The following is a 24649-nucleotide window of genomic DNA, read 5'->3' as shown; positions in this document are numbered from 1 at the left end:
AATGCCATGCAAGAAGAGAACTACGAAGTACACCCGGTCGAGCGCGGCGTGCCGGTGAAGATGTGGACCCGCGGCGTGCCGGTCGAGGACGAGGCGCGCAAGCAACTGGAGAACGCGGCCCGCCTGCCCATCGTGTTCAGGCACATCGCGGCCATGCCCGACGTGCACTACGGCATCGGCGCGACGGTCGGCTCGGTCATCCCGACCTTCAGGGCCATCATCCCGGCCGCGGTCGGCGTGGACATCGGCTGCGGAATGATGGCCTGCAAGACCACGCTGCATGCCAACGACCTGCCCGACAACCTGGGCCCGCTGCGCTCGGCGATCGAGAAGGCCGTGCCGCACGGCAGCAACCCCAGGCGCATGGGCCGCGACAAGGGCGCCTGGGAAACGCCGCCCGCCGAGACCGATGCCGCCTGGGCCGGCCTGGTCGACGAGTTCGAGGCGATCTGCGAAAGCTATCCGCGCCTGAAGAACACCAACAACCACAAGCACCTGGGAACGCTGGGCACGGGCAACCACTTCATCGAGGTCTGCCTCGACGAAGCGGGGTCGGTGTGGTTCATGCTGCATTCGGGTTCGCGCGGCGTGGGCAATGCCATCGGCACCCACTTCATCGAGCTCGCGAAGAAAGACGCCGAGCAGCACCAGCGCAACCTGCCCGACCAGGACCTGGCCTACTTCGAGGAAGGTGCCCGCTACTTCGGCGACTACGTGCGCGCCGTCGGCTGGGCCCAGCGCTTCGCGCTCGCCAACCGCGAGGTGATGATGCGGCGCGTGGTCGCGGCCGCGCGCAAGGTGATCGGCAAGGCCTTCGAGTCGCAGGTGGAAGCGGTGAACTGCCACCACAACTACGTGCAGCGCGAGACGCACTTCGGCCAGGAGGTGCTGGTGACCCGCAAGGGCGCGGTGAGCGCGAAGGCCGGCGAGCTGGGGATCATCCCCGGCAGCATGGGCGCCAAGAGCTACATCGTGCGCGGCAAGGGCAACCCGGAAAGCTTCATGAGCTGCAGCCACGGCGCCGGCCGCACGATGAGCCGCACCAGGGCCAAGAAGCTCTACACCGTGGCGGACCAGATCGCCGCAACCCGCGGCGTCGAATGCCGCAAGGACGCCGACGTGATCGACGAGATCCCGATGGCCTACAAGGACATCGACGCGGTGATGGAAGCGCAGAAGGACCTGGTGGAGGTGGTGTACACGCTCAAGCAGGTGGTGTGCGTGAAAGGTTAGGGATGGACCTCCCCATCATCAACGACTGGCATTTCTATGCGGTCGCGGTTCCCGCCGTGCTCATGCTCGGCGTCAGCAAGAGCGGATTCGGTGCCGGCTTCGGCTCGCTCGCGGTGCCCCTGCTGGCCCTGGCGGTCACGGTGCCGCAAGCGGCGGCGATCCTGATGCCGGTGCTGCTGCTGATGGACCTGCTGGGCATCGCCGCCTTCCGCCGCGACTTCGATCGGTCGCTGCTGTATTTCCTGATTCCCTTCGGCCTGGTGGGCACGTTGATCGGCACGGTACTGTTCCGGGTGTTGCCCCCGCACACGGTGGCGGGCGTCGTCGGCGTCTTCACGCTGCTGTTCCTCGCGCAGCGGCTGCTCTTCCCGCCGCGTTCCGACGCGCCGCCGCCCTCGAAAACCACCGGTGCCGTCTTGACGGCCATCGGCGGCTTCACCAGCTTCATCGCGCACGCCGGCGGTCCGCCCGTCAATGCCTACGTGATTCCGCTGCGGCTGACGCCGGTGGCGTATACGGCGACGCTCGCCTATTTCTTCTTCGTGGTGAACCTGAGCAAGTGGCTTCCCTATGCCTGGCTCGGCCTGCTCGACTGGCGCAACATGGCGACCTCGCTGGTGCTGCTGCCGATCGCGCCGCTGGGCGTGTGGCTCGGCATCCGGATTGCGCGGCGCATCGATGCGGCCTGGTTCTATCGCTTCGTGTATCTCGGCATGCTGCTGACAGGGCTCAAGCTGAGTTGGGACGGCTTCTCGGCATGACGAACAGGCCTTCCGACATAGGCCTGATTGAGGATGTAATGCAAAGCTCTACGATTGCCGCGTCGTCCTCGCGTGTGCAAAATTTCACGTATGTCCGAATCGATGACGACGCCTGCCAAGCTCGAGGATTCCGAGCTGCAAAGCCTGGCTGCCGAATGGCGCATCCGCGCCATGCAGGGCGACCAGCTGGCGCATCGCATGGCGCAGGCGCTCGAGGCCGAACAGCGCCGCCGCATTCGCGACACGGGCCTGCAACCCCTGCCACCGGCACGTTCCTCCGCCTCGGCGCCCTGGTGGAAATTCTGGTGAGCCCGTCGCGTACGTTGTCCTGACGGCCGATCGAGCTTCCGATCGCGGCGCTCGCCGGGTGCGGGAGTTGGCCGGGCCCTTCCGGCGCGCCCGGCTTTCCGCGCCGGAACGCATCCCGCCCGGCTCTTCAGTGGTAGATCTTCTGCAGCAGCCGGATCAGCGTCTCGCGCTCGCGCGCCGTGAGCTTGGCGCTGGCTTCCGCTTCCAGCTCGACCACCGTGCGCTCGGCCTCGTGCACCAGCGACTCGCCGGCCGGCGTCAGGTACAGGCCGATGGCGCGGCCGTCGTAGGGGTGGGGGCGCCGTTCGATCAGGCCGCGGCTGTCCATCGCGGAGATCAGGCTGACCAGGTTGGGCGGCAGGATGTCCAGGGTGGCGCAGAGCTGGCGCGAGGTGGCGCCGGGGTTGTGCGCGAGCAGCGACAGCACTGAAAAGTCCACCTGCTTGAGGCCGTAGACCGCCATGCGCTCCGCGAACACCGTGCTCACCGTCAGCCAGGCGCGGCGGGCGTTGTACCCGACCAGGGCCTCGAGAACCCGGGTGTCGAGCCGGTCCGGGCGCGACGGCGGGACGGAAACTGCGGGAACGGCGGCTTTCTTGCGCGGGGCTGGCATGGGCCAGAGCCTAACTGCGTTTGCACGGCGGGCGTAGGGGCGTGCCCCCTACGTGGCCGGTGAGATGACCGCCTCGCAGGCGCGCTTGACCATGCCGAGCCGCATCTCGAACTCCGGCAGCACGAAGCGGCGAAAGGCCTCCGCGGGCGCCGTCCAGCGCGAGGTCTGGGGCGCGGCATGCCCGATGCGCGCCCAGGCCCAGGCCAGCAGGGCGATCGCCACCACCCGCAGGTAGTCGTCGGCCACCTCGTACGCGAGCGCGGGATCGCGCTGCGCCGCCAGGGCGACCGTGGTGCCGACGTAGCGCAGCTGCGCGAAGCGGCGCTGCACCTCGGCGTCGAACTCGCGCGCGGCATCGAGCTCGTCGCGCAGCTCGATCAGCAGGCTCGCCATGCCGGCGCCGCCATCGGGCAGCAGCTTGCGCACCACCAGGTCGATGGCCTGGATTTCGTTGGTGCCCTCGTAGATCATGGTCACGCGGGCATCGCGCAGCACCTGCTCGATGCCCCATTCGCGCACGTAGCCGTGGCCGCCGAAGACCTGCAGGCAGGCGCTGGCGCCTTCGAAGGACTGTTGCGTGCAGGCGGCCTTCAGCACCGGCGTGACGAGCGCGCACGCGCGCTCGGCGCGCTCGCGGCGCGCGGGGTCGGCGTCGTGGCGCGCGATGTCCAGCTGCAGCGCGGTGCGGTAGGCCAGCAGGCGCGCGCCGTCGACCCAGGCGCGCTGTGTCTCGAGCATGCGGCGTACCGCCGGGTGCTCGGCGATCAGGTCGGCAGCCTCGGGGCCGCGGCTGGCCGGGGCGGGGCCCGGGGCCCGCATCTGGCGGCGCTCGCGGGCATAGGCGTCGGCCTTCTGCCAGGCGGCGTCGAGCAGGCCGATGCCCTGCAGCGCCACGTGCAGGCGCGCGGCGTTCATCATCACGAACATCGCGGCCAGGCCGCGATTCGCCTCGCCGACCAGCCAGCCGGTGGCGTCGTCGAAGCGCATCACACAGGTGGGGCTGCCGTGCAGGCCCATCTTTTCCTCGATGCGCTCGCAGTGCACCGCGTTGCGCAGGCCGTCCGGCAGCTGCTTGGGCACCAGCACCAGCGACAGGCCCTTGGGGCCGGCGGGCGCGTCGGGCAGCCGGCACAGCACCAGGTGCACGATGTTCGGCGTCAGGTCGTGCTCGCCGCCGGAGATGAAGATCTTGCCGCCGCTGACCCGGAAGCTGCCGTCGGGCTGGGGCACGGCGCGCGTGCGGACCTGGCCCAGGTCGCTGCCGGCATGGGCTTCGGTCAGGCACATGGTGGCCAGCCACTCGCCGCTCGCGATCTTCGGCAGGTAACGTGCCTTGAGGGCCTCGCTGCCGTGGTGCCTGAGGCACTCGTAGGCGCCGTGGAGCAGGCCGGGCGCCATCGTGAGGCCGTGGTTGGCGGCACTCAGCCATTCGAAGAGGATGGCTTCGAGCACCGCCGGCAGGCCCTGCCCGCCGTCTTCCGGCGCCGCGGAGAGCGCGAGCCAGCCGCCTTCGACCAGGCCCGCGTAGGCCTCCCGGAATCCGGGCGGCACGTGCACCTCGCCGTCTTCGAAGCGGCAGCCCGTCTCGTCGCCCGTGCGATTCAGCGGCGCGATCGCCTCGGCCACGAACTTGCCGGCCTCCTCGAGCACCTGGGCCTGCAAGGCATCGTCGAATTCGGCGAAGGGGCGGAGTTCGCGCAGGCGCGGCGTGGCGCCGAGCACGGCCTCGAGCAGGAAGCGCTGGTCGTCGGCATGGGGCTGGTAGTTCATCGGCAGGTGAAGCTGGAAGCGGCCTCCGGATCGCCGCCGGTGTAGGCCGCGACGCGCGGATAGGGGCACAGCAGGCGGGTGCGGCGCGGCGACCAGTCGGCCGGCACCTCGGCGTTGACGACGCCGGGGCCCGGCCCGCGTGCACTGGCGGTGATGGACTGCGGTGCCCGGCCCTGCTCGACCCAGTCGACCAGGGCGCTCAGCATGTCGAACTGGTCGGTGGCGGGGCCGCCGGCGCAATGGTTCATGCCGGGCACGGGGAAGTAGCGCGCGAAGGAGGCCGCATCGCCGGCGTGGGTCGACTGCAGGCGCTCGTACCAGGCGGCCGTGTCGTCGGCGGAGAACACCGGATCGCTGGTGCCGTGGTAGACGATCATCTTCGCGCCGCGGTCGTGCAGGGCGTCGAGCCTGGCCGCATCGGGCGGTGCCATGAAGCCCATGGCAGAGGTGCGGAACGGGCCGCCGGTGGCGTCGATCAGCGGCGCATCGCGGTCCATGTCGAAGCCCAGCGCGAAGGGCAGGCCGGCGGGCCGATCCGCCAGCGGCGGCGTGCTGAAGATGAAGGCCACGGCGCCGGCGTCGCGCGTCGCCGGGCTGGCGAACTTCCATTCGCGCCAGTTGCTGCCGGAGATGCCGGCGTCGAAGGGGAAGCTGCTGTAGATCGGCTTGCCGCTGCTGTTGCGTGCGCCCGCGAACACGTTGGCGAGGGCGCTCTTCTGCGCCGGCGCGAGGCAAGTGCCATCGCGCGAGCCGGTGCAGGTGGGCACGTCGCTGTCGAGCCTGAAGCGCGCCTGGCAGGCCTTCAGGTCCGACACGATGCCGTCGGCCAGCCCGTCCAGCGCGTCGCAGCGCGCGAGCACGCGCCTGGCCACCAGCTGCAGCTCGGCCGGCGTGAAGGCGCTCTGCAGGTCGGGCTGGCCGCCCGGCGTGGTGGCGCTCGCCGCCTTCGCATACTGCTGGGCGCCGTAGAGCTGCGCCACCGCGGCCTTGGGCAGCTGGAAGCCGGGGTCTCCGGCGAGGACGCCGTCGTACTGCGCCGCCGAGCGGGCGGCGGCCACCATGGCGTGCCGGCCGCCGTTGGAGCAGCCGCCGATGTAGGAGCGGTCGGGTCCGCGGCCATAGGCCTGCGCGATGAGGTGCTTGGCCATCGGCGTGAGCTGCGCGACGGCGTTGTAGCCATAGTCGAGCCGCGCCTGCGGATCGAGGCCGAAGCGGGGGCCCATCGCGCCGGGATGGCCCGCATCGGCACTGATGACGGCAAAGCCCATTTCCAGCGCACTGCGCACCGGCCCGCCGCCGCCGATGCCGCCCAGGGCGGGCACCACCACGCCGTCCAGGCCGCCATTGGCCTGGTAGAAGAAGCGGCCGTTCCAGGCGCGCGGTAGGCGCATCTCGAAGCCGATGGCATAGCGCTGGCCGTCGACCGGACTCACGCGCTCGTTCATGCGGCCCTGCACCAGGCAATGGGCTGGGGCGGGCAGGCTCGTGCTGCCGATCGTCACCGGCCCGGCCGCGACCTCGGCCACCTGGGTGTAGACCGTGTCCGGCCGCGCGGCCCGGGCGGCCAGGTCGGTGCAGGACAGCAGCGAGCCGGGCTGCGCCGCCGAAAGCCGGGGCGCAGGGGCGCCGGGCCCCGCACCGCTGCAAGCCGCCAGCGCCGCGGCCAGGCCGAGTGCGCTGAAACGCAGCCGCGCCATGGTCAGGACTCGGCGGTGAAGCCGATCTGCTTGACCAGCGGGCCCCAGCGCTCGTATTCCGCCTTCTGATCGGCCGCCATCTCCTGCGGCGTGCTGCCGTGCGCCACCAGGCCGACCAGCGCCAGGGCGTCGATCACCGACTTGTCCTTCAGCGCGGCGTTGATCGCCGCATTGGCGGCGGCGATGGTGGCGGGCGGCGTCTTGGCCGGCGCATAGAAGCCGAACCACTCTTCGGAGGTCACGTCGGGGTAGCCCAGCTCGGTGAAGGTGGGCACGTCCGGCAGGTAGGGCGAACGCTTCTTGCCGGAGGTGGCCAGCACGCGCACGCGGCCGGCCTTCATGTACTGCAGGTAGTCGCCGCTGGGATTCATGGCAGCGGAAATCTGGCCGCCCACCAGGTCGGTGATGCTGGGCACGGTGCCGCGGTAGGGCACGTGCTTGAGCTCCACCCCCGAGCGCAGCCCCAGCAGCGCGCCCAGCAGGTGCGGCATGGAGCCGGCGCCCGGCGAGCCGTAGCTGGCCTGCGCCGGATTGGCCTTGGCCCAGGCCAGGAAGTCCTTCAAGGTCTTCACCTCGGCCGGCACTGCCGGGCCCACCGCCAGGCCGTGGAACATGATGGCGCCGATGGACACCGGCGTGACTTCCTCGGGCTTGTAGCTGAGCTTGGGATAGATGTAGGGATAGACCGAGAGCGCCGACACGGGCGCCAGCGTGAGCACCGAGCCGTCGGCCGGCGAGCTCTTCAGCGTCTCGATGGCGATGCGGCCGCCCGCGCCGGGCTTGTTCTCCACGAAGCCCGGGTTCTTGCTGTAGGGTGTGCCGCCCAGCTTCTCCGCCACGCGGCGGGCCACGCTGTCGCCGGCGCTGCCGGCGGGAAAGCCGTACAGGATCTTGACCTGGTCCAGCGCCTGGGCGAGGGCCGAGAGCGGCGACAGGGAACCCAGGACGGCGGCGCTGCCCAGGGCTTGCATGAAATGGCGGCGGTGTTGCATGGCGATGTCTCCTTGATGAAATCGGAATTCGGGCTGCCGGACGCGACGGACGCCCTTCGCGTCCCCTGCGTACCCCGGTTGGATGTTCAGCGCGGCGCCATGCGCAGCGCACCGTCGAGGCGGATCACCTCGCCGTTCAGGTGGCCGTTGGTCACGAAGTGGCAGGCCAGTTCGGCGAACTCCGAGGGCTTGCCCAGGCGCGGCGGGAAGGGGATCGAGGCGGCCAGCGATTGCTGGACGGCCTCCGGCAGCTCCTTCAGCAGCGGCGTGGCGAACAGGCCCGGCGCGATGGTGCAGACCCGGATGCCGTGCTGCGCCAGGTCGCGCGCCATCGGCAGCGTCATGCCCACCAGGCCGCCCTTCGAGGCGCTGTAGGCCTGCTGGCCGACCTGGCCGTCGAAGGCCGCGACCGAGGCGGTGAACATCATCACGCCCCGCTCCCCGCCTTCCAGCGGATCGAGCTTCGCGCAGCGCGCCGCGAAGAGCCGGCTGATGTTGTAGGCGCCGATCAGGTTGACGTTGACCACACGCACGAAGTCTTCCAGCGGCGCCGCGTTGCCGTCCTTGCCGACGATGCGCTTGGCGCTGCCGATGCCGGCGACGTTCATCAGGATGCGCGCGGCGCCGTGGGCCGCGGCGGCCTTGTCCAGCGCGGCGTTCACGCTGTCCGGGTTGGTGATGTCGCAGGGGCAGGCCACCGCGCAGCCGGCGCTGAATTCCTCGCCGAGCTTGGCCGCGACTGTCTCGGCCAGCGCGGCGTTGACATCCAGCACGGCCACCCTGGCACCCAGGCGCGCGAGCTCGCGCGCCGTCGCCTCGCCCAGGCCCGATGCGCCGCCGGTGACCAGTGCGGCTTGTCCTTCGATCTTCATGGCGTGTCTCCTTGGGGTTTGAGCGTGAAAGGCAGGCTGCCGGCGTGGAAGGCCTCGACGGTGTCCGCGCGGTGCTTGAGCACGGCGCGCTGGTTGATGGAGCCCTTGTCGGTGACCTCGCCGCGGTCGATCGAGGGCGGCTCGTGCTCCAGGTGCAGGCGTGCGATGCGGTTCGCGCTGCCGGTAGCGGACTTGGCGAGCGCGTCCAGCACGCGCTGGAAGTGGGCCTGCACCGGCGCGCTCTGCACCACCTCGCGCATGCCGGCATCGGCGGCGAGGCCGGCCAGCTCGCGGACCTTCTGGGTCGGGAAGATCAGCGCGCCGACCTCCTTGAGGTTGAGTCCGGTCAGCACCGCATCCTGCACATAGGGCGCACCGGCCGCGATGATCTTCGCGCGCAGCGGACCCACGCTCACGAAGGTGCCGGTGGCGAGCTTGAAGTCTTCCGCGATGCGGCCGTCGAAGCGCAGGCCGCGGTGAATGTTGCTTTCGTCGATCCAGGCCACCGCGTCGCCGGTGCGGAAGAAGCCCTCCTCGTCGAAGGCCTCGGCCGTGGCCTCGGGTGCGCGCCAGTACCCTGGCGTGATGTTGGGGCCGCGGTAGCGCACCTCGGTCTTGCCATCGATGTCCACCAGCTTGATCTCGATGCCCGGCGCCGGCAGGCCCAGGTCGCCCGACTTGACCTCGGGGCCGGTGACGTAGAGGGCGAAGGGCCCCGACTCCGTCATGCCCAGGCCGGTGCCCATCACGATGCGCTCGCCGACCTCGGCCTCCTGCGTGCGGTGCAGGCTGTCCCACACCGGCTGCGCCAGCGCGGCGCCCGAGTAGAAGAACATCTTCACGCGCGACAGCAGGTTGCTGCGCAGCACCGCGTCGCTTTCCATGGCGTGCGCGATGGCCTCGAAGCCGGTCGGCACATTGAAGTAGATGGTGGGCGCGATCTCGCGCAGGTTGCGCAGGGTCTCGGCCATGCCGCCATGCGTGGGCTTGCCGTCGTCGATGTAGAGCGTGCCGCCGTTGTCCAGCACGATGCCTACGTTGTGGTTGCCGCCGAAGGTGTGGTTCCAGGGCAGCCAATCGACCAGCACCGGCGGCTCCTCGCCCAGGGCCGGGATCGACTGGCGCAGCTGCTGCTGGTTGGCGCACCACATGCGATGCGTGTTGATCACCGCCTTGGGCAGCTTGGTCGAGCCCGAGGTGAAGAGGAACTTGGTGATGGTGTCGGGGCCGGTGGCCTGCATCGCCGCGTCGATGGCGGGCGTGGCCGGGGTGGCGGCCAGCTGCGCGAGGGGGGTGGCGGGGCGGCCCGCGATCTCGCCCTCGCCGAATACCAGCTCGATGTCGGCACGGACGGTGGCCGTGATGGCGCGCTCGAAGCGCTGGGCATCGGCCGCGAACACCAGGCCGGGCGTCAGCGTGTCCAGCACATGGCGCAGCTTGTCGAAGTCCTGGCTCACCAGCGAGTAGGGCGGCGAGACCGGGCAGTACGGCACGCCGGCGTAGAGGCAGCCCAGGGCCATGAGCGCATGCTCGATGCCGTTCTCGCTGAGGATCGCGACCGGGCGCTCGGCGCCCAGGCCGCGCTCGAGCAGGGCTTCGCCGATGCTGCGGGCCTGGCGGTGCGCCTGCGCGTAGCTCACGCGGATCCAGTCGCCGGTGCCGCCGCCGGGCAGGCGCTCGCGGCGGGCGATGAAGGTGCGGTCGGGCGCGGCCTCGGCCCAGTGGCGCAGGCGGTCGGTCATGCGCTCGGCATAGGGCGCGAGCGTGGCTTCGGCCCGCAGGTAGCGCGTGCCGGGCGCACCCTCGGCCAGGACGGCCCGCGTCACGCCGAAGGCGAGGGGGCGATAGCGCACGGGGCTGTTCATTCCTTCGTCACCTTGTTGGCGCGGCCTTCGAGGAAGGCGCGCACGCGCTCCTTGGCCTCAGGCGCGCTTTGCACGATGCCGGAGATCAGCGCCTCGGTGAAGAAGCCGTGGTCGGCCGGCTGCTCGCTGATGCGCGGCAGCGCATGCATCAGCGCGTAGTTGGTCAGGGGCGCGTTGCCGGCCACCCGCTGGGCGAGCTCGAGTGCCTTCTCGAAGGAGCGGCCCTCGGCGACCAGGTACTGCGCGAAGCCGGCGCGTTCGCCGGCCTCGGCGTCGTAGACGCGGCCGGTCATCATCATGTCCATCATGCGCGCAGTGCCGATCAGCTTCGGGATGCGCACCGAGCCGCCGCCCCCGACGAAGATGCCGCGCGAGCCTTCGGGCAGCGCGTAGAAGGTGGTGGCATCGGCCACGCGGATATGGCAGGCGCTCGCCAGCTCCAGCCCGCCGCCCACCACCGCGCCGTGCAGCGCCGCGATCACGGGGACAGGGCCGCTTTGCAAGGCATCGAGCGCCGCATGCCAGAGGCGCGAATGCTGCAGGCCCTGGCCGGCGTCGCGCTCCTTCAGCTCGGAGAGATCGAGGCCGGCACAGAAATGCGGACCGTCGCCGTCGATCACCGCGGCACGCACGGTCGAAGGCAGGTTCTGGAAGGTGTCGCGCAGGGCGAGGATGAGCGAATCCGACAGCGCATTGCGCTTGGCGGCCCGCGTCAGCCGCACGATCGCGATCTGGTCGCGGATTTCGAGTTGAAGGTCTGTGGCAGTGGTCATGGTTGCGCTCCCGATCATGATCGATTATGGTTATGGAAAATAACTATTTCAAGCCGAGTAGACGGGCTCGGGCCCCGGATTTACCCTTAGTCGCTAGCCGCTGGAGACACCCCATGGACCACCGCAACCTGATCGCGATCGACACCCACACCCACGCCGAAGTGAGCTGCTGGAATCCCTTCGACAACTACGGCGAGGAATACGACCGCGCGGCCGACAAGTATTTCAGGTCGAGCCGGCGCCCGACCATCCAGGAAAGCATCGACTACTACCGTGAACGCAAGATCGGGCTGGTGATGTTCATGGTCGATGCGGAGTCGAACCTGGGCCGGCGCCGCATCCCGAACGAGGAGATCGCCGAGGCGGCACAGAAGAACAGCGACATCATGATCGCCTTCGCCAGCATCGATCCGCACAAGGGAAAGATGGGCGCGCGCGAGGCGAGGCGGCTGATCGAGGAGCACGGCGTCAAGGGCTTCAAGTTCCACCCGACGGTGCAGGGCTACCACCCTTACGACAAGATGGCCTGGCCGATCTACGAGGTGATCGCCGAGCATGGCCTGCCGGCCGTGTTCCATACCGGCCACAGCGGCATCGGCTCGGGCATGCGTTGTGGTGGCGGGCTGCGGCTCGAATACAGCAATCCGATGCACCTGGACGACGTGGCGATCGACTTTCCCGACATGCAGATCGTCATGGCCCATCCCAGCTTCCCCTGGCAGGACGAGGCGCTGAGCGTGGCCACGCACAAGCCCAACGTCTGGATCGACCTGTCGGGCTGGAGCCCGAAGTATTTCCCGAAGCAACTGGTGCAGTACGCCAACACGCTGCTGAAGGACCGCATCCTGTTCGGCAGCGACTACCCGCTGATCACGCCCGACCGCTGGATGAAGGACTTCGAGGAGGCCGGTTTCAAGCCCGAGGTGATGCCGGGCATCCTCAAGGGCAATGCGGTGCGGCTGCTGAAGCTGGAGGGTTGAGCCGGGACGCGGGATCGGACATCCGTCCGCAGAGGACGCGAAGGTTTGGCGAAGGGCGTGCGCTGCGTCGGGCTGTCCGCTTCAGCAGTTGATCATTCAGCGATGCTCCGCTCTTCCTCCGCCGCCAGATTCCAGTCCTGCCCGGCGCGCTGCTTGCGCTCCTCGCGCTCGCGTGCCATCTGCTCCTGGAACTGCTGCCGCCCTTCCTTGGCGGCCGCGATCAGCTTGGCGCGATCCTTGTAGTGCGGATAGAGCTCGTGCATGAGCTCGATGTTGCGGCGGCGGAAGCGCATCGTGGCTTCGCGCGCCTCGTGCGGAGGCCAGCCCAGGCCTTCCAGGACCGAGCGGGCGCTGCGCAGCGAGGACTCGAAGAGCTCGCGCTCGATGAACTCCACCTTGCGGTCCAGCAGCTGGTAGAGATGGCCCACGTTGCGTGCACGGGCGATGATGCGCGCGTTGGGAAAATGCTCGCGCACCATGTCGACGATGGCGAGTGACTGCTCCACGCCGTCGACGGCCACCACAAGCACCTTGGCGGTGCCGGCGCCCGCGGTGCGCAGCAGGTCCAGCCGCGTGGCGTCGCCGTAGAAGACGCGGAAGCCGAACTCGCGCAGGCTCTCGATGGTGTCGGGGTCGTGGTCCAGGATGGTCAGGGCCAGGCCCTGGGCCTTGAGCATGCGCCCGAGGATCTGGCCGTAGCGGCCGAAGCCGCAGATCAGCACCTTGGCGTCCTGCTGCTCGGAGATCTCCTCCATCGTGACCGGCTGGCCCGCGCTGTAGCGCGGCAGCACCCATTTGTCGAGCGCCACCAGCAGCAGCGGCGACAGCAGCATCGACAGCGCCACCGCGCCGATCAGGAAGGAGGCCACGCCGGCCGGCAGCACCTGCGGCCCGGCTGACTGGAACACGACGAAGGCGAACTCGCCGCCCTGCGCCAGCAGCAGCGTGAACACCGGCCGCTGCTGGTAGGGCAGGCCCATCAGCTTCGCCAGCGCAAGGATCACCACCGCCTTCAGCAGCATGAAGCCGAGCACGACCAGCGCCATCAGTCCCGGGCGGGCCAACAGCACGCCGAAGTCGATGCTCATGCCGACCGCGATGAAGAACAGGCCCAGCAGCAGGCCCTTGAAGGGCTCGATGTCGGTCTCGAGCTCGCGGCGAAATTCGCTCTCGGCCAGCAGCACGCCGGCGAGGAAGGCGCCCAGCGCCATCGACAGTCCGACGACCTGCATCAGCGCGGCGATCGCCACCACCAGCAGCAGCGAGGCGGCGGTGAAGATCTCGGGCGTGTTGCTGCGCGCGATCCAGCGCAGCAGGGGGCGCAGCACCAGGCGGCCGCCCAGCACGATGCCGCCGACCACCGCGACGATCTTCAGCCCCTCCAGCGCGCGGGCGGCGCCGGTGAGGGTGGGGCCGGTGTCGGAGCCCGCGGCCAGCAGGGGCAGGAGCGCGAGGATCGGGATCGCCGCCACGTCCTGGAACAGCAGGATCGAGAAGCCGGCCTGGCCGCTCGGCGTGGGCAACAGGTTGCGCTCGCCCAGCACCTGCAGCGCAATGGCGGTGGAGGACAGCGCCAGGCCCAGCGCCGCGACCAGGGCCACGCGCCAGCTCGCGCCACCGGCCCAGCCGGCCAGGAAGAGAACGACCGCGCAGCCGAGCACTTGCGCCGAGCCCCAGCCGAAGATCGGCCGGCGTAGGCTCCACAGGCGCTTGGGCTCCAGCTCGAGGCCGACCAGGAACAGCATCAGCACCACGCCGAACTCGGCGAAGTGCAGGATGTCCGCGACATTGGTCACCAGCCCCAGGCCCCAGGGACCGATGACGATGCCGGCCGCGAGGTAGCCGATGATCGAGCCCAGGCCGAGCGCCTTCGACAGCGGCACCACCAGCACGGCGGCGCCCAGGTAAATCAGGGAATTGACGAGCCAGGCGGGTGCGTGTTCCATGCGCTCAGGCCTCGGTGTGTTCGTGCGGCCGGTCGGTGGCCGGGACCTCGCAGCTCGCGCATTCGGCGAGATCCTCCAGCTCCGGCCAGTCGGGGTAGGTCGACAGGCGCTGGCGGAAGACGTCGACGTGCGCCGCCAGCGCCTCGGGGCTGGCGCTGCGCGCGCCGTGGAACACGAGCGGCGGCAGGAAGCGCATGCCGCACAGGGCCGCGGTCTGCTCGTACGGTGGCAGGAAGGCGTCGAAGAAGTAGCGGTTGTAGCTCTGCGGGTGGTAGCTGCGCTCGGGCCCGCCGGTGGTGGCGACCAACCAGCAGTCCTTGCCCTGCAGCGCCGTACCGCCGCCGTAGGCCCAGCCGTAGCTCAGCACCTCGTCGAGCCAGAGCTTTTGCAAGGCCGGCATCGAGTACCACTGGATCGGGTGCAGCAGCACCAGCAGCTGGGCGTGCGCCAGGCGGGCCTGCTCGGCCTGCACGTCGATCGCGTAGTCGGGATAGCTGGAATAGAGGTCGTTGACCTCGACCCTGGGCACGCTGCGCGCCGCCTGCATCAGCTGCCAGTTGACGCGCGAATCGCGCCAGTGGGGATGGGCGGCGAGCAGGTAGATCCCGCCCGCGGGATGGCCCGGGCCTGTGGTTGTCGTGGTCATGGTCCGCGAACATAGCGCAACTCGGACGGCCGGCGGCGCGGCGACGATGGCGCCTGTCTCTTCAGCGTGGAAGGCGCCTGTGATGCCGGTGGTCCTGGTCGCCAATCCCGGCCGAGCGCGACCTGGCGCAGTGGGAGCCGATCCGCGAAGGCTCGATGCCTCGGCGCTCGCTCTGCCCTTCGAACTGTCACACCAGCTACAGCGGCGACGGCCCCGGCCCGATAAAGTGAAAGCATGAAGAAGACATTCCAGACCCTTCAGGATCTCGCCGCCTGCGTCGGCCAGGAAGTCGCGGTGAGCGACTGGATCACCATCACGCAGGCGCAGGTCGACCAGTTCGCCGAGGCCACCGGCGACCACCAGTGGATTCATGTGGACGTGGAGCGCGCCAAGGCCGGTCCCTTCGGCGGGCCCATCGCGCATGGCTTCCTAACCCTGTCGCTGTTGCCGCGCTTCTACGAGACCTCCTTCGAGGTGATCGAGTCGCGCATGGGCGTGAATTATGGGCTGAACCGCGTGCGCTTCATGACGCCGGTGCCGGTCGGGGGCCGGCTGCGCGGGCGCATGAAGCTGCTGAGCTGCGAGCCGATCGATGGGGAGGGCGTCCAGATGGTCTGGGAAACCACCATCGAGCTCGAGGGCGCGCCCAAGCCGGCCTGCGTCGCCGAATCGGTGGTGCGCCGCTTCCGCTGACGCCGCGCGCACGCGCGCTCTCCTCGATTTTTCGCCGGTCGCTCGCCGGGCGCCGCAGCCCCGGCCGCAGCGCGTCCTCTCAGGCGAACCCGTTCTGCCGCCAGGCCTCGAACACCGTCACCGCCACCGCGTTCGACAGGTTCAGGCTGCGCTGGCCTTCGCGCATCGGCAGCCGCAGTCGCTGCGAAGGGGGAAAGCGCTCGCGCAGCTCCGGTGCCAGGCCGCGCGTCTCCGAGCCGAAGACCAACCAGTCGCCCGGGCGGAAATCGACCGCGTGGACGGTGCGCGTGCCCCGCGTCGTGAGGGCGAACAGGCGCTCGGGCGAGGGGCGCTCGGCCGCCAGCAGCGCGTCCCAGCCGGCATGGCGCCGGACCTCGGCGTACTCGTGGTAGTCGAGCCCCGCGCGCCGCAGCAGCCGGTCGTCCATCGAGAAGCCGAGCGGCTCCACCAGGTGCAGGGTGCAGCCGGTGTTGGCGGCCAGCCGGATCACGTTGCCGGTGTTGGGGGGGATTTCGGGTTCGACCAGGACGATGTGGAACATGGGACCGATTGTCTTCACGCGGGCGGATCGGTCCGTGCCAGCACCAGCGCGGTGATGTGCGCGGCCCCGCCGGTGCGCAGCACCTGCGCCGCCGAGAACAGCGAGGCGCCGCTGGTCATCACGTCGTCCACCAGCACGATGCGGCGCCCCCGCACCGCCTCTGCGCGCAGCGGTTCGAGCGCGAAGGCGCCGCGCAGGTTGCGCAACCGCTCGGCGCGGGCGAGCCCGCTTTGCGCCGGCGTTTCCCGGGTGCGCAGCAGCAGGCGGGCATCGGTTTTCTGCGGGGCGAGCCGGCGCGCCAGCTCGTGCGCCTGGTTGAAGCCGCGTTCCCGCAGCCGGCCCGGCGCCAGCGGCATCGGCAAGACCAGGTCGGATTGCTCCAGGGCCGGCTCGACCCACGGCGCGCTGCGCAGCAGGGTCGCCAGCGGCGCGGCCCAGCCCGCGCGGCCCCGGAACTTGAACTGCGCGATGCAGTCCGGCCAGGGCCAGACATAGGCGCAGGCCGCCAGGCAGGCATCCAGCGGCGGCGGATGGGCGAGGCACTCGCCGCAACGAGCCACCTCGTGCGGCACGGGCAGCGCACAGCCGAGGCAGCGCGCCGCAGGCGGCGCGAAGCGCGTCACGCAGGCGTCGCATACCGGCCGCGAGGGCCAGGCGCGGCACACGGCGCACTGGCTCGGCACGCGTGCGAGCAAGGAAGACAACAGGGAAGGGCGGCGGCGCCAGGGGTTGGACATGCCTCAATATACTGAGCGCCCCATGGCCACCGATCCCCCCCAGCGACCGCCGACCATCGATGCGGCGGCGGCCGCACGGTGGGGCCGGCTCGTGCCCGCGGCCGGCAGCTCGCCCTGGCTGCACGAGGAGATCGGCCGGCGCATGGAGGACCGGCTGCAGTGGATCAAGACCCAGCCACGCCATTGGGCCGACTGGTCGCCGCTGCGCGGTGGCCTGGAGGCGCATGCCCTGCTCGCGCGCCGCTACCGCGATGCCGTCGCCTTCGTGGTCGAGCCGGAGCCGGCGCTGCTCGCGCCCACCCGCGAGGCGCTCGCGGCGCCCTGGTGGAGCGCGCGGCGCTGGCAGGGCGCCCGGCGCAGCTTCGATGCACCGCCCGAGGAGGGCGTGGATCTGCTGTGGGCCAACATGGCGCTGCACATGGCGGCGGACCCGCAGGCACTGATCGCGCGCTGGCACCGGCTGGTGGCGACCGACGGCTTCCTGATGTTCTCCTGTTTCGGCCCCGACACGGTGCGCGAGCTGCGCGTGCTGCACGAGCGCCAGGGCTGGCCGCCGGCCAGCCACGAGTTCACCGACATGCACGACTGGGGCGACATGCTGGTGCACGCCGGCTTCGCGGAGCCGGTGATGGACATGGAGCGCATCGTGCTGACCTGGCCCAGCGCCGAGGCCGCGCTGGCCGAGCTGCGCACGCTGGGGCGCAACCTTCACCGGGCGCGCTTCCCCGCGCTGCGCGGCCGGGCCTGGCACCGGGCCCTGCGCCGCGCGCTGCCCGACGTGGCGCTTTCTGCGGAAGGGGCGGGCCGGATCGCACTGACTTTCGAGATCATCTACGGCCATGCCTTCAAGCCGGCGCCGCGCGTGGCCCTGGCTGCCGAAAGCGCGGTTTCGCTGCGCGAGATGCGTTCGATGCTCCAGCGCGGCGGGCGCCCCGGAGCGTGAGTGGCCACGGCGCGGACGCCGTCGAAGGGGCCATTCGGATCACCGCTACAATCCGCCGTTGCGTGAACTCCGGGTATTGTCCCGTGATCGAGGCCTGTCGGACATGGGTTTGACGGCGATCGACGCACCGATTTGCTGAACTCGCTCGCCCGTGTCGAATTCCGTGTTTCGTTTTGCCACTGTTTCAGGCCAGAGCATCCACTGGTTCCTGAAGCGCAACTGCTCGGTCACGCCGAGCCAGCTCGGCTGGCTCTACGCCTCCTTGTGCGTGATCTCGCTGGGCATCGGAACCGTCTTCTGGCTGCATGGCGCGCCGCTGGTGCTGCCCTTCGCCTGGCTCGAGCTGGGCGCCGTCGGCTTCGCCTTCCTGCTCTATGCGCGCCACGCCGCCGATGGCGAGCGTATCGCGCTGCAGGGCGGGCGTCTGGTGGTCGAGCTCGAGAACGGTGGGCATTACGAGCGCACCGAATTCTTGCCGCACCAGGTGCGGGTCGAGCCGCAGCTCAGCGACCGGTCGCTGATCGAGGTCTCGGGACAGGGTCGTTCGGTCAGGGTGGGGCGCTATGTGCGTCCGGAGCTGCGCGCGGCGCTGGCGCGCGAGATCCGCATGGCATTGCGCGGCGCCTGAAGCGCGGCGCGCAGTGCGGCACCGTGGAGACAGGTGGGTTACTTGAAAATTGAAGAAGTGAACACGATGAAGAGCAATTGGTGCAACAAGAAATGGCCGGCGAATCTGCTGCTGGCGGCCGGCGCGGTGTGGGGCAGCGCGGCGCACGCAGTCAACGATCTGGCCGGCGGCCCGTCGGTGCGTCAGCTGAACCTGCCGGTGGGCGTCACCAAGATCGCGGAGGAGCAGCACTTCCTGCACACCGTGATGCTGATCCTGTGCACGGTGATCTTCATCGCCGTCTTCGCGGTCATGTTCTATTCGATCTGGAAGCACCGCAAGTCGGTGGGCCACAAGGCGGCCAACTTCCATGAATCGGTGGTGGTGGAGGTCATCTGGACCATCGTGCCCTTCGTCATCGTGATCCTGATGGCGCTGCCGGCGACGAAGGTGCTGGTGGCCCAGAAGGACACCACCAACGCGGACCTCACGATCAAGACCACCGGCTACCAGTGGAAGTGGGGCTACGACTACCTCAAGGGAGAGGGCGAAGGCCTGGCCTTCATCTCCACGCTGGACAGCTCGCACCGCGCCCTGTCGGACGCCGGCGCCAAGGGCGATGTGCCCGACGACTATCTGCTGAAGGTCGACAACCCGATGGTGGTGCCGGTCGACACCAAGGTGCGCATCATCACCACCGCCAACGACGTGATTCACGCCTTCGCCGTGCCGCAACTGGGCGTCAAGCAGGACGCCATTCCCGGCTTCGTGCGCGATACCTGGTTCCGTGCCGAGAAGGTGGGCGACTACTACGGCCAGTGCCAGGAGCTCTGCGGCAAGGAGCACGCCTACATGCCGATCCATGTGAAGGTCGTCTCGAAGGGCGACTACACCGCCTGGGTCGATGGCAAGCGCAAGGAGGCTGCGGCCAAGCAGGACGATCCGACCAAGGTCTGGACTCTTCCCGAAATCCTGGCGCGCGGCGAAAAGGTCTATGCGGCCAACTGCGCGGCCTGCCACCAGGCCAACGGCAAGGGCGCGGGCCCGATCAAGCCGCTGGACGGCTCGGCGGTCGTGCTCGACGCCGACCACAACAAGCAGATCCACGTGGTCCTGAACGGCCAGAACAACGGCGCCATGCCTTCCTGGAAGCAGCTGAGCGATACCGACATCGCGGCCGTGGTGAGCTTCACCAAGAACAGCTGGTCGAACAAGACGGGCCAGCTGGTGCAGCCGGCCGAGGTGCTGGCGCAGCGCGGCAAGTAAGTCGACGCCGCCCCACGCCACGACGAAGAGTTTGCAAGGAATACCACAATGAGCGCAGTCATCGATCCTCACGGCCACGCACACGGCCACGGCGACCATGCCCACGGCGAACATCACGGCGCGCCTGCCGGCTGGCGGCGCTGGGTGTTCGCTACCAACCACAAGGACATCGGCACCCTGTACCTGCTGTTCTCCTTCACCATGCTGATGGTGGGCGGCGTGCTCGCGCTGCTGATCCGTGCCGAGCTGTTCCAGCCCGGCTTGCAGGTGGTCAATCCGGAGCTGTTCAACCAGTTCACGACCATGCACGGCCTGATCATGGTGTTCGGCGCGATCATGCCGGCGTTCGTCGGCTTCGCGAACTGGATGATCCCGTTGCAGATCGGCGCCTCCGACATGGCCTTCGCGCGGATGAACAACTTCAGCTTCTGGCTGCTGATCCCCGCAGCCCTGATGCTGGTGGGCTCGTTCTTCATGCCCGGCGGCGCGCCCGCGGCCGGGTGGACGCTCTACGCGCCGCTGACGCTGCAGATGGGCCCCTCGATGGACGCCGGCATTTTCGCGATGCACATCATGGGCGCTTCGTCCATCATGGGCTCGATCAACATCATCGTGACCATCCTCAACATGCGCGCCCCCGGCATGACGCTGATGAAGATGCCGATGTTCTGCTGGACCTGGCTCATCACCGCCTACCTGCTCATCGCCGTGATGCCCGTGCTCGCCGGCGCCATCACCATGACGCTGACCGACCGCCACTTCGGCACCAGCTTCTTCAGCCCCGCCGGCGGCGGCGACCCGGTGATGTACCAGCACATCTTCTGGTTCTTCGGCCACCCCGAGGTCTACATCATGATCCTGCCGGCCTTCGGCATCATCAGCCAGATCGTGCCGGCCTTCTCGCGCAAGCGCCTGTTCGGCTACGCCTCGATGGTGTACGCGACCTCCTCGATCGCGATCCTGTCCTTCATCGTGTGGGCGCACCACATGTTCACCACCGGGATGCCGCTGACGGGCCAGCTCTTCTTCATGTACGCGACCATGCTGATCGCAGTACCGACGGCGGTGAAGATCTTCAACTGGATCGCCACCATGTGGCAGGGCTCGATGACCTTCGAGACGCCGATGCTCTTCGCGGTGGGCTTCATCTTCGTGTTCACCATGGGCGGCTTCACGGGCCTGATCCTGGCGATCGCGCCGATCGACACCCAGCTGCAGGACACCTACTACGTCGTCGCCCACTTCCACTACGTGCTGGTGGCCGGCTCGCTCTACGCGATGTTCGCGGGCTACTATTACTGGGCGCCCAAGTGGACCGGCGTGATGTACAACGAGACGCGCGGCAAGATCCACTTCTGGTGGTCGCTGATCTCATTCAACGTCACCTTCTTCCCGATGCACTTCCTGGGCCTGGCCGGTATGCCGCGCCGCTATGCCGACTACCCGATGCAGTTCGCCGACTTCAACGCGGTGGCTTCGGTGGGCGCCTTCGCGTTCGGTCTGGCGCAGGTCTACTTCTTCTTGTTCGTCGTGCTGCCGACGATGATGGGCAAGGGCGAGAAGGCCTCGCAGAAGCCCTGGGAAGCCGCCGAGGGCCTGGAATGGGAAGTGCCGTCGCCCGCGCCGTTCCACACCTTCGAGAACCCGCCCAAGCTGAACGCCGCCGCCAACAAGGTGATCGGCTGAGAGATGCACGCGATGACGCCTGAACAGAAGAGGAACAACCGCCGCATGGGGCTCACGCTGGCCTCCATCGCGCTGCTGTTCTTCATCGGCTTCATCGTCCGCATGGTCTGGATCGGGCACTGAGCCCGCACGAGGCGAAGCGAAGATGGGCATCGGTCAACGCATCCGTCGCGAGAACGTCCGCATGGTGGGCAAGCTCGCCGTGGTGGCGGCCGGCATGTTCGCTTTCGGCTATGCGCTGGTGCCGCTGTACCGCGCCATCTGCGAGATGACCGGCATCAACATCCTGGCGCGCTCCGAGCTCGAGGTGCCGGGCGGTGCCAGCGGCGGCAAGAACGTGCGGCTGCCCGACAACACGCAGGTCGACACCAGCCGCACCATCACCGTCGAGTTCGACGCCAACGTGCGCGGTCTCTGGGATTTCAAGCCGGCGCAGCGCTCGATGCAGGTCCATCCGGGCCAGCTCAACACGGTGATGTACGAGTTCCAGAACGTGCAGAACCGCCGCATGGCTGCGCAGGCCATCCCGAGCTATGCGCCGCAACAGGCCGCGCCTTATTTCAACAAGCTCGAGTGCTTCTGCTTCAACCAGTACACGCTCGACCCGGGCGAGAAGAAGCAGTGGCCGGTGGCCTTCGTGATCGATCCGAAGATCTCGAAGGACGTCAAGACGATCACGTTGTCGTATACCTTTTTCGAAGTCGGCGGCAAGACGCCGGCCGCGCCCGTGGCCGCCAACACCGCCATGCCCGCGCCTGCCGCGGAGCCGCGCTCATGATCATGGCCCAGACGCCGCCGCCCAAGAAAGGCTCCCTGTGGCGCACCGCCAGGGCGGTGGCCTGGGGTTTCTTCGGCGTGCGCAAGAACAGCGACTACCAGGAAGACATCGCCAAGCTCACGCCGCTGCACATCGTGGCCGTCGGCCTGGTGGCCGCCATCCTCTTCGTGGTCGGCCTGATCGTGCTGGTGAAGTTCGTCGTCGCGCCCTGACAGAGACGCCCACAGATTTGAATCGAGAGAAGAGAACCAGGACCTGATATGAGTTCAAGCACCCACGGCACCACGCCCTACTACTTCGTGCCTTCGCCGTCGCCGTATCCGGTCATGGCGTCGATCGGCCTGCTCTTCGTGATCTTCGGCGCTGCCCAGTGGATCAACGGCCACCAGTGGGGCGCCTGGTCGCTGCTGGCGGGCATGGTGCTGTGGCTGGCCACGCTCTTCGTCTGGTTCCGCCGCGCGATCGGCGAGAGCGAGAGCGGCCAGTACGGCCACAAGGTGGACCTCTCCTTCCGCTGGAGCATGAGCTGGTTCATCTTCTCCGAGGTGATGTTCTTCGGCGCCTTCTTCACCGCCCTGTGGTGGGCCCGCACCCACGCGCTGCCCTCGCTCGGCAGCCTGGACAACGCGCTGCTCTGGCCGGACTTCAAGGCTGTGTGGCCGACGCTGGCCGCCGGCGCCACCGGCTCGCCGGCGGATACCGTCGAGCCCTTCCAGACGGTCGGGCCGTTCTGGCTGCCGACCATCAACACCGCGCTGCTGCTGAGCTCGGGCGTCACGCTGACCATCGCCCACCACGCGCTGCGCGCCAACCACCGCGCCCAGGCCATCCGCTTCATGTGGCTCACCGTGTTGCTGGGCGCGACCTTCCTGGGCGTGCAGGGCTACGAATACCATCATCTCTACACCGAGCTGAACCTCAAGCTCAGCTCCGGCGCTTACGGCTCCACCTTCTTCATGCTGACCGGCTTCCACGGCCTGCATGTGTTCATCGGCATGCTGATGCTGCTGTTCATCACGTTGCGGCTGCGCGCAGGCCATTTCACGCCGGAGCGCCACTTCGGTTTCGAGGGTGCGGCCTGGTATTGGCACTTCGTCGACGTGGTGTGGCTCGGCTTGTACACCCTGGTCTACTGGCTTTGAGCATTCCGGACGGCACAAAGAAAAAGCGCCGTAAGGCGCTTTTTTCATGGGGGCTGTGGAACGAGCACGACCTACTTGCCGAGGGGCAGCCCTCCCGGCTGGATGTAGCCGAGCTTCCACGCCAGCAGCAGGCAGAGGAACAAAAGCACCGAGAGCCCAATCCGAACGGTGAGGGCGCGCGCCATCCCGCCGCTCTTGACGCGGCCCTCGCGTCCGTCCCTGAGCATGAAGAACAGCGCGACGCCGAGGCTCGCCAGGATGCCGATGAAGGCCAGGGCGACAAGGTATTTCATGATCCCGATTATCGGCCGCACCGGCCGGCCCATGGCATGAACGATGACCCGGCACCGGCGGTGCAGCCCGCGCGCGGCGGACGTTTCTGGCTGATGACCGCAGTGGCCGTGGGCATGCTCGCAGCCACGGTGTCCTTGGGGCGCTGGCAGCTGTCTCGCGCCGCGCAGAAGGAGGCGCTGCAAGCGGAGATCGAGGCGCAGAAAACCTTGCCGCCGCTCGACCAGCAGGAATTCCTCGCGCTGGACCCGGCGACTTCCGCCATGCACCGGCCGGTGCGGCTGCACGGGCTCTGGCTGACGCCGCACACGGTCTATCTCGACAACCGCCAGATGCACGGCCTGCCCGGCTTCTACGTGCTGACACCCTTTGCCATCGAAGGCAGCAACCAGACCGTGCTGGTGCAGCGCGGCTGGGTGCAGCGCAACTTCACCGACCGCGCGCAGCTCGCGCCGATCGAGACGCCGCGCGGGCTGGTCGAACTGGTCGCCCGGATCGCGCCGCCGCCGGCGCACCTGCTCGAGCTGGCAAAGGAGAGCCCGCCGTCCGCCGCGGCGCCGGGGTCTTCGCCCATCCGGCAGAATCTGGATCTCGAAGCGTTCCGCGCGCAGACCGGGCTGCCCCTGCGCACCGATGTCTCGCTGCTGCAGACCGGCCCGGCCTCCGAGGGCTTGCAGCGCGACTGGCCGGTCCCCGCGCTGGGCATCGAAAAGCACTACGGCTATGCGTTCCAGTGGTTCGGGCTCGCCGCCCTCGTCGTCATCCTCTATGTCTGGTTTCAATTCATCGCCCCCTACCGCCGCGCGCGCCGCGTCCGCCGTGGTTGACGAGCCGCTCGGGTTGACGGTGCACTCGATGCCTTCGCCGCGCCAGGCGCTGGATGGCGTCGAAGGCCGGCGCACCTTGCGCGGGCGCTGGAAGATGATCCTGGTCATGCTGTGCTGCGCGGCGCCGGTGATCGCCTCGTACTTCACCTACTACGTGATCCGGCCGGAGGGGCGTCGCGTCTACGGCGAACTGATCGAGCCGCAGCGCACCATGCCCGAGCTGCTCGCGACCACGCGTGCCGGTGCGCCGGTGCGGCTTTCCACACTGAAAGGCCAATGGCTGCTGGTCGCGGTGGCCGACGCCGGCTGCGATGCCCTGTGCGAGCAGCAGCTCTACCTGCAGCGCCAGCTGCGCGAAAGCCTGGGCCGCGAGAAGGATCGGCTCGACCGGGTCTGGCTGGTGAGCGATACGGCGCCGGTGCCGGCGCGGCTGGACAAGGGGCTGGAAGGCGCGACCGTCCTGCGCGTGCCGGCGGCGCAACTGGCGCAGTGGCTGGCTCCCGAAGCCGGCCATGCGCTGGCGGAGCATTTCTACGTGGTCGATCCAATGGGCAACTGGATGATGCGCTTCCCCTCCCGCATGGACACTGCCGGCGCGACCCGCGCCAAGCGGGATCTCGAGCGCCTCCTGCGCGCCTCGGCCTCCTGGGACGAGCCCGGCCGCTAGCCGCACCGGCCCGC

Annotated in this window: 27 protein-coding genes; 15 read left to right on the top strand and 12 right to left on the bottom strand. The window is 69.0% G+C overall.

Annotated features, from left to right (window positions below; translation table 11 throughout):
- Positions 1-6 precede the first annotated feature (6 nt).
- The 3 genes from J2739_RS21120 (at position 7) to J2739_RS21110 (ending at position 2303) form a co-directional block, all read left to right on the top strand.
- Positions 7-1233 (top strand): RtcB family protein, encoded by a 1227-nt coding sequence (locus J2739_RS21120; RefSeq protein ID WP_309905236.1) that lies wholly within the window; start codon positions 7-9, stop codon positions 1231-1233.
- A gap of 2 nt (positions 1234-1235) precedes the next feature.
- Entirely contained in the window at positions 1236-1994 is a 759-nt protein-coding gene (locus tag J2739_RS21115; RefSeq protein ID WP_309905235.1) for a sulfite exporter TauE/SafE family protein, read from the top strand.
- Positions 1995-2096: 102 nt separating this feature from the next.
- Positions 2097-2303 carry a hypothetical protein gene (locus J2739_RS21110; RefSeq protein ID WP_309905234.1) on the top strand — a complete coding sequence of 69 codons (207 nt, stop codon included), beginning with the start codon at positions 2097-2099 and terminating at the stop codon, positions 2301-2303.
- Between the two features lie 127 nt (positions 2304-2430).
- Here J2739_RS21110 and J2739_RS21105 read toward each other — a convergent pair whose 3' ends face one another.
- From J2739_RS21105 to J2739_RS21075, 7 genes are all read right to left on the bottom strand, one after another.
- A complete protein-coding gene (locus tag J2739_RS21105; RefSeq protein ID WP_309905232.1) occupies positions 2431-2916 on the bottom strand; it encodes a MarR family winged helix-turn-helix transcriptional regulator in 486 nt (161 codons plus the stop codon).
- A 48-nt stretch (positions 2917-2964) separates the two neighbouring features.
- Entirely contained in the window at positions 2965-4686 is a 1722-nt protein-coding gene (locus J2739_RS21100) for an acyl-CoA dehydrogenase family protein (RefSeq protein WP_309905230.1), read from the bottom strand.
- The gene (locus J2739_RS21095; protein ID WP_309905228.1) at positions 4683-6383 is read right to left on the bottom strand and encodes a tannase/feruloyl esterase family alpha/beta hydrolase; all 1701 of its coding nucleotides are present in this window, start codon (positions 6381-6383) and stop codon (positions 4683-4685) included. Before J2739_RS21095 ends, J2739_RS21100 begins: the two co-directional genes overlap by 4 nt.
- Positions 6384-6385: 2 nt before the next feature.
- A complete protein-coding gene (locus tag J2739_RS21090; RefSeq protein WP_309905226.1) occupies positions 6386-7375 on the bottom strand; it encodes a Bug family tripartite tricarboxylate transporter substrate binding protein in 990 nt (329 codons plus the stop codon).
- Positions 7376-7461: 86 nt separating this feature from the next.
- Positions 7462-8247, bottom strand: coding sequence for an SDR family NAD(P)-dependent oxidoreductase (locus J2739_RS21085; protein ID WP_309905224.1), 786 nt, complete (start codon positions 8245-8247; stop codon positions 7462-7464).
- Complete coding sequence (locus J2739_RS21080; RefSeq protein WP_309905222.1) at positions 8244-10112, bottom strand: feruloyl-CoA synthase; 1869 nt, start codon at positions 10110-10112, stop codon at positions 8244-8246. The genes J2739_RS21085 and J2739_RS21080 overlap by 4 nt, the downstream gene beginning before the upstream one ends.
- Positions 10109-10885, bottom strand: coding sequence for a crotonase/enoyl-CoA hydratase family protein (locus tag J2739_RS21075; protein WP_309905220.1), 777 nt, complete (start codon positions 10883-10885; stop codon positions 10109-10111). Before J2739_RS21075 ends, J2739_RS21080 begins: the two co-directional genes overlap by 4 nt.
- Before the next feature lie 113 nt (positions 10886-10998).
- Between J2739_RS21075 and J2739_RS21070 the strand changes: the two genes are divergently transcribed.
- A complete protein-coding gene (locus J2739_RS21070) occupies positions 10999-11865 on the top strand; it encodes an amidohydrolase family protein (protein ID WP_309905218.1) in 867 nt (288 codons plus the stop codon).
- Positions 11866-11957: 92 nt separating this feature from the next.
- Here the strand turns inward: J2739_RS21070 and kefC are convergent, their stop codons facing one another.
- Together kefC and kefF are read right to left on the bottom strand one after the other, a co-directional pair.
- Positions 11958-13811, bottom strand: coding sequence for a glutathione-regulated potassium-efflux system protein KefC (gene kefC, locus J2739_RS21065; protein ID WP_309905216.1), 1854 nt, complete (start codon positions 13809-13811; stop codon positions 11958-11960).
- Positions 13812-13815: 4 nt separating this feature from the next.
- Positions 13816-14457, bottom strand: coding sequence for a glutathione-regulated potassium-efflux system oxidoreductase KefF (gene kefF / locus J2739_RS21060; protein WP_309905214.1), 642 nt, complete (start codon positions 14455-14457; stop codon positions 13816-13818).
- Positions 14458-14691: 234 nt separating this feature from the next.
- Here kefF and J2739_RS21055 point away from each other — a divergent pair, with 234 nt between their 5' ends.
- The gene (locus J2739_RS21055; protein WP_309905212.1) at positions 14692-15150 is read left to right on the top strand and encodes a MaoC family dehydratase; all 459 of its coding nucleotides are present in this window, start codon (positions 14692-14694) and stop codon (positions 15148-15150) included.
- Positions 15151-15229: 79 nt separating this feature from the next.
- Here J2739_RS21055 and J2739_RS21050 read toward each other — a convergent pair whose 3' ends face one another.
- Together J2739_RS21050 and J2739_RS21045 are read right to left on the bottom strand one after the other, a co-directional pair.
- Positions 15230-15691 (bottom strand): tRNA (cytidine(34)-2'-O)-methyltransferase, encoded by a 462-nt coding sequence (locus J2739_RS21050; protein WP_309905210.1) that lies wholly within the window; start codon positions 15689-15691, stop codon positions 15230-15232.
- A gap of 14 nt (positions 15692-15705) precedes the next feature.
- Positions 15706-16428, bottom strand: a complete 723-nt coding sequence (locus tag J2739_RS21045; protein ID WP_309905208.1) for a ComF family protein — start codon at positions 16426-16428, stop codon at positions 15706-15708.
- A 22-nt stretch (positions 16429-16450) separates the two neighbouring features.
- On the opposite strand from J2739_RS21045, the gene J2739_RS21040 reads away from it, so the two are divergent.
- The 8 genes from J2739_RS21040 to J2739_RS21005 all read left to right on the top strand — a co-directional run bounded on the left by J2739_RS21040 (position 16451) and on the right by J2739_RS21005 (position 22850).
- Positions 16451-17371, top strand: coding sequence for a methyltransferase domain-containing protein (locus tag J2739_RS21040; protein ID WP_309905206.1), 921 nt, complete (start codon positions 16451-16453; stop codon positions 17369-17371).
- Between the two features lie 151 nt (positions 17372-17522).
- A complete protein-coding gene (locus J2739_RS21035) occupies positions 17523-17999 on the top strand; it encodes a DUF2244 domain-containing protein (protein ID WP_309905204.1) in 477 nt (158 codons plus the stop codon).
- Between the two features lie 66 nt (positions 18000-18065).
- Complete coding sequence (coxB, locus tag J2739_RS21030; protein WP_309905201.1) at positions 18066-19244, top strand: cytochrome c oxidase subunit II; 1179 nt, start codon at positions 18066-18068, stop codon at positions 19242-19244.
- 48 nt (positions 19245-19292) lie between these two features.
- Positions 19293-20930 carry a cytochrome c oxidase subunit I gene (gene ctaD / locus J2739_RS21025; RefSeq protein ID WP_309905198.1) on the top strand — a complete coding sequence of 546 codons (1638 nt, stop codon included), beginning with the start codon at positions 19293-19295 and terminating at the stop codon, positions 20928-20930.
- Positions 20931-20942: 12 nt separating this feature from the next.
- Entirely contained in the window at positions 20943-21053 is a 111-nt protein-coding gene (locus J2739_RS21020; protein WP_286506037.1) for a cytochrome oxidase small assembly protein, read from the top strand.
- Between the two features lie 22 nt (positions 21054-21075).
- Positions 21076-21708, top strand: a complete 633-nt coding sequence (locus J2739_RS21015; protein ID WP_309905197.1) for a cytochrome c oxidase assembly protein — start codon at positions 21076-21078, stop codon at positions 21706-21708.
- Positions 21705-21920 carry a DUF2970 domain-containing protein gene (locus tag J2739_RS21010; RefSeq protein ID WP_405053924.1) on the top strand — a complete coding sequence of 72 codons (216 nt, stop codon included), beginning with the start codon at positions 21705-21707 and terminating at the stop codon, positions 21918-21920. Before J2739_RS21015 ends, J2739_RS21010 begins: the two co-directional genes overlap by 4 nt.
- A gap of 48 nt (positions 21921-21968) precedes the next feature.
- On the top strand, positions 21969-22850 hold the full coding sequence (locus J2739_RS21005) for a cytochrome c oxidase subunit 3 (protein WP_309905195.1): 882 nt from the start codon (positions 21969-21971) through the stop codon (positions 22848-22850).
- A gap of 71 nt (positions 22851-22921) precedes the next feature.
- On the opposite strand, the gene J2739_RS21000 is transcribed toward J2739_RS21005, so the two are convergent.
- Positions 22922-23143: a twin transmembrane helix small protein gene (locus J2739_RS21000; RefSeq protein WP_309905193.1), complete on the bottom strand. Its 222-nt coding sequence runs from the start codon at positions 23141-23143 to the stop codon at positions 22922-22924.
- Between the two features lie 36 nt (positions 23144-23179).
- On the opposite strand from J2739_RS21000, the gene J2739_RS20995 reads away from it, so the two are divergent.
- Together J2739_RS20995 and J2739_RS20990 are read left to right on the top strand one after the other, a co-directional pair.
- A complete protein-coding gene (locus J2739_RS20995; RefSeq protein ID WP_309905191.1) occupies positions 23180-23968 on the top strand; it encodes an SURF1 family protein in 789 nt (262 codons plus the stop codon).
- Positions 23910-24635 (top strand): SCO family protein, encoded by a 726-nt coding sequence (locus J2739_RS20990; RefSeq protein ID WP_309905189.1) that lies wholly within the window; start codon positions 23910-23912, stop codon positions 24633-24635. The genes J2739_RS20995 and J2739_RS20990 overlap by 59 nt, the downstream gene beginning before the upstream one ends.
- The last annotated feature ends 14 nt before the right edge of the window (positions 24636-24649 follow it).

This window comes from Variovorax soli, assembly GCF_031454625.1.
Lineage (GTDB): Bacteria > Pseudomonadota > Gammaproteobacteria > Burkholderiales > Burkholderiaceae_C > Variovorax > Variovorax soli_A.
Note: the sequence above shows the minus strand (reverse complement) of the source record. Positions and strands in the feature narration are given on the sequence as shown.

Coding starts and splice junctions, on each gene's coding strand:
- J2739_RS21085 (WP_309905224.1), bottom strand. CDS start 8,247: ATGAAGATCGAAGGACAAGCCGCACTGGTCACCGGCGGCGCATCGGGC.
- J2739_RS21120 (WP_309905236.1), top strand. CDS start 7: ATGCAAGAAGAGAACTACGAAGTACACCCGGTCGAGCGCGGCGTGCCG.
- J2739_RS21080 (WP_309905222.1), bottom strand. CDS start 10,112: ATGAACAGCCCCGTGCGCTATCGCCCCCTCGCCTTCGGCGTGACGCGG.
- coxB (WP_309905201.1), top strand. CDS start 18,066: ATGAAGAGCAATTGGTGCAACAAGAAATGGCCGGCGAATCTGCTGCTG.
- J2739_RS20995 (WP_309905191.1), top strand. CDS start 23,180: ATGAACGATGACCCGGCACCGGCGGTGCAGCCCGCGCGCGGCGGACGT.
- J2739_RS21045 (WP_309905208.1), bottom strand. CDS start 16,428: ATGTCCAACCCCTGGCGCCGCCGCCCTTCCCTGTTGTCTTCCTTGCTC.
- J2739_RS21040 (WP_309905206.1), top strand. CDS start 16,451: ATGGCCACCGATCCCCCCCAGCGACCGCCGACCATCGATGCGGCGGCG.
- J2739_RS21015 (WP_309905197.1), top strand. CDS start 21,076: ATGGGCATCGGTCAACGCATCCGTCGCGAGAACGTCCGCATGGTGGGC.
- J2739_RS21010 (WP_405053924.1), top strand. CDS start 21,705: ATGATCATGGCCCAGACGCCGCCGCCCAAGAAAGGCTCCCTGTGGCGC.
- J2739_RS21055 (WP_309905212.1), top strand. CDS start 14,692: ATGAAGAAGACATTCCAGACCCTTCAGGATCTCGCCGCCTGCGTCGGC.
- J2739_RS21105 (WP_309905232.1), bottom strand. CDS start 2,916: ATGCCAGCCCCGCGCAAGAAAGCCGCCGTTCCCGCAGTTTCCGTCCCG.
- J2739_RS21115 (WP_309905235.1), top strand. CDS start 1,236: ATGGACCTCCCCATCATCAACGACTGGCATTTCTATGCGGTCGCGGTT.
- ctaD (WP_309905198.1), top strand. CDS start 19,293: ATGAGCGCAGTCATCGATCCTCACGGCCACGCACACGGCCACGGCGAC.
- J2739_RS20990 (WP_309905189.1), top strand. CDS start 23,910: ATGTCTGGTTTCAATTCATCGCCCCCTACCGCCGCGCGCGCCGCGTCC.
- J2739_RS21110 (WP_309905234.1), top strand. CDS start 2,097: ATGACGACGCCTGCCAAGCTCGAGGATTCCGAGCTGCAAAGCCTGGCT.
- J2739_RS21095 (WP_309905228.1), bottom strand. CDS start 6,383: ATGGCGCGGCTGCGTTTCAGCGCACTCGGCCTGGCCGCGGCGCTGGCG.
- kefC (WP_309905216.1), bottom strand. CDS start 13,811: ATGGAACACGCACCCGCCTGGCTCGTCAATTCCCTGATTTACCTGGGC.
- J2739_RS21100 (WP_309905230.1), bottom strand. CDS start 4,686: ATGAACTACCAGCCCCATGCCGACGACCAGCGCTTCCTGCTCGAGGCC.
- J2739_RS21070 (WP_309905218.1), top strand. CDS start 10,999: ATGGACCACCGCAACCTGATCGCGATCGACACCCACACCCACGCCGAA.
- J2739_RS21075 (WP_309905220.1), bottom strand. CDS start 10,885: ATGACCACTGCCACAGACCTTCAACTCGAAATCCGCGACCAGATCGCG.
- J2739_RS21090 (WP_309905226.1), bottom strand. CDS start 7,375: ATGCAACACCGCCGCCATTTCATGCAAGCCCTGGGCAGCGCCGCCGTC.
- J2739_RS21020 (WP_286506037.1), top strand. CDS start 20,943: ATGACGCCTGAACAGAAGAGGAACAACCGCCGCATGGGGCTCACGCTG.
- J2739_RS21000 (WP_309905193.1), bottom strand. CDS start 23,143: ATGAAATACCTTGTCGCCCTGGCCTTCATCGGCATCCTGGCGAGCCTC.
- kefF (WP_309905214.1), bottom strand. CDS start 14,457: ATGACCACGACAACCACAGGCCCGGGCCATCCCGCGGGCGGGATCTAC.
- J2739_RS21005 (WP_309905195.1), top strand. CDS start 21,969: ATGAGTTCAAGCACCCACGGCACCACGCCCTACTACTTCGTGCCTTCG.
- J2739_RS21050 (WP_309905210.1), bottom strand. CDS start 15,691: ATGTTCCACATCGTCCTGGTCGAACCCGAAATCCCCCCCAACACCGGC.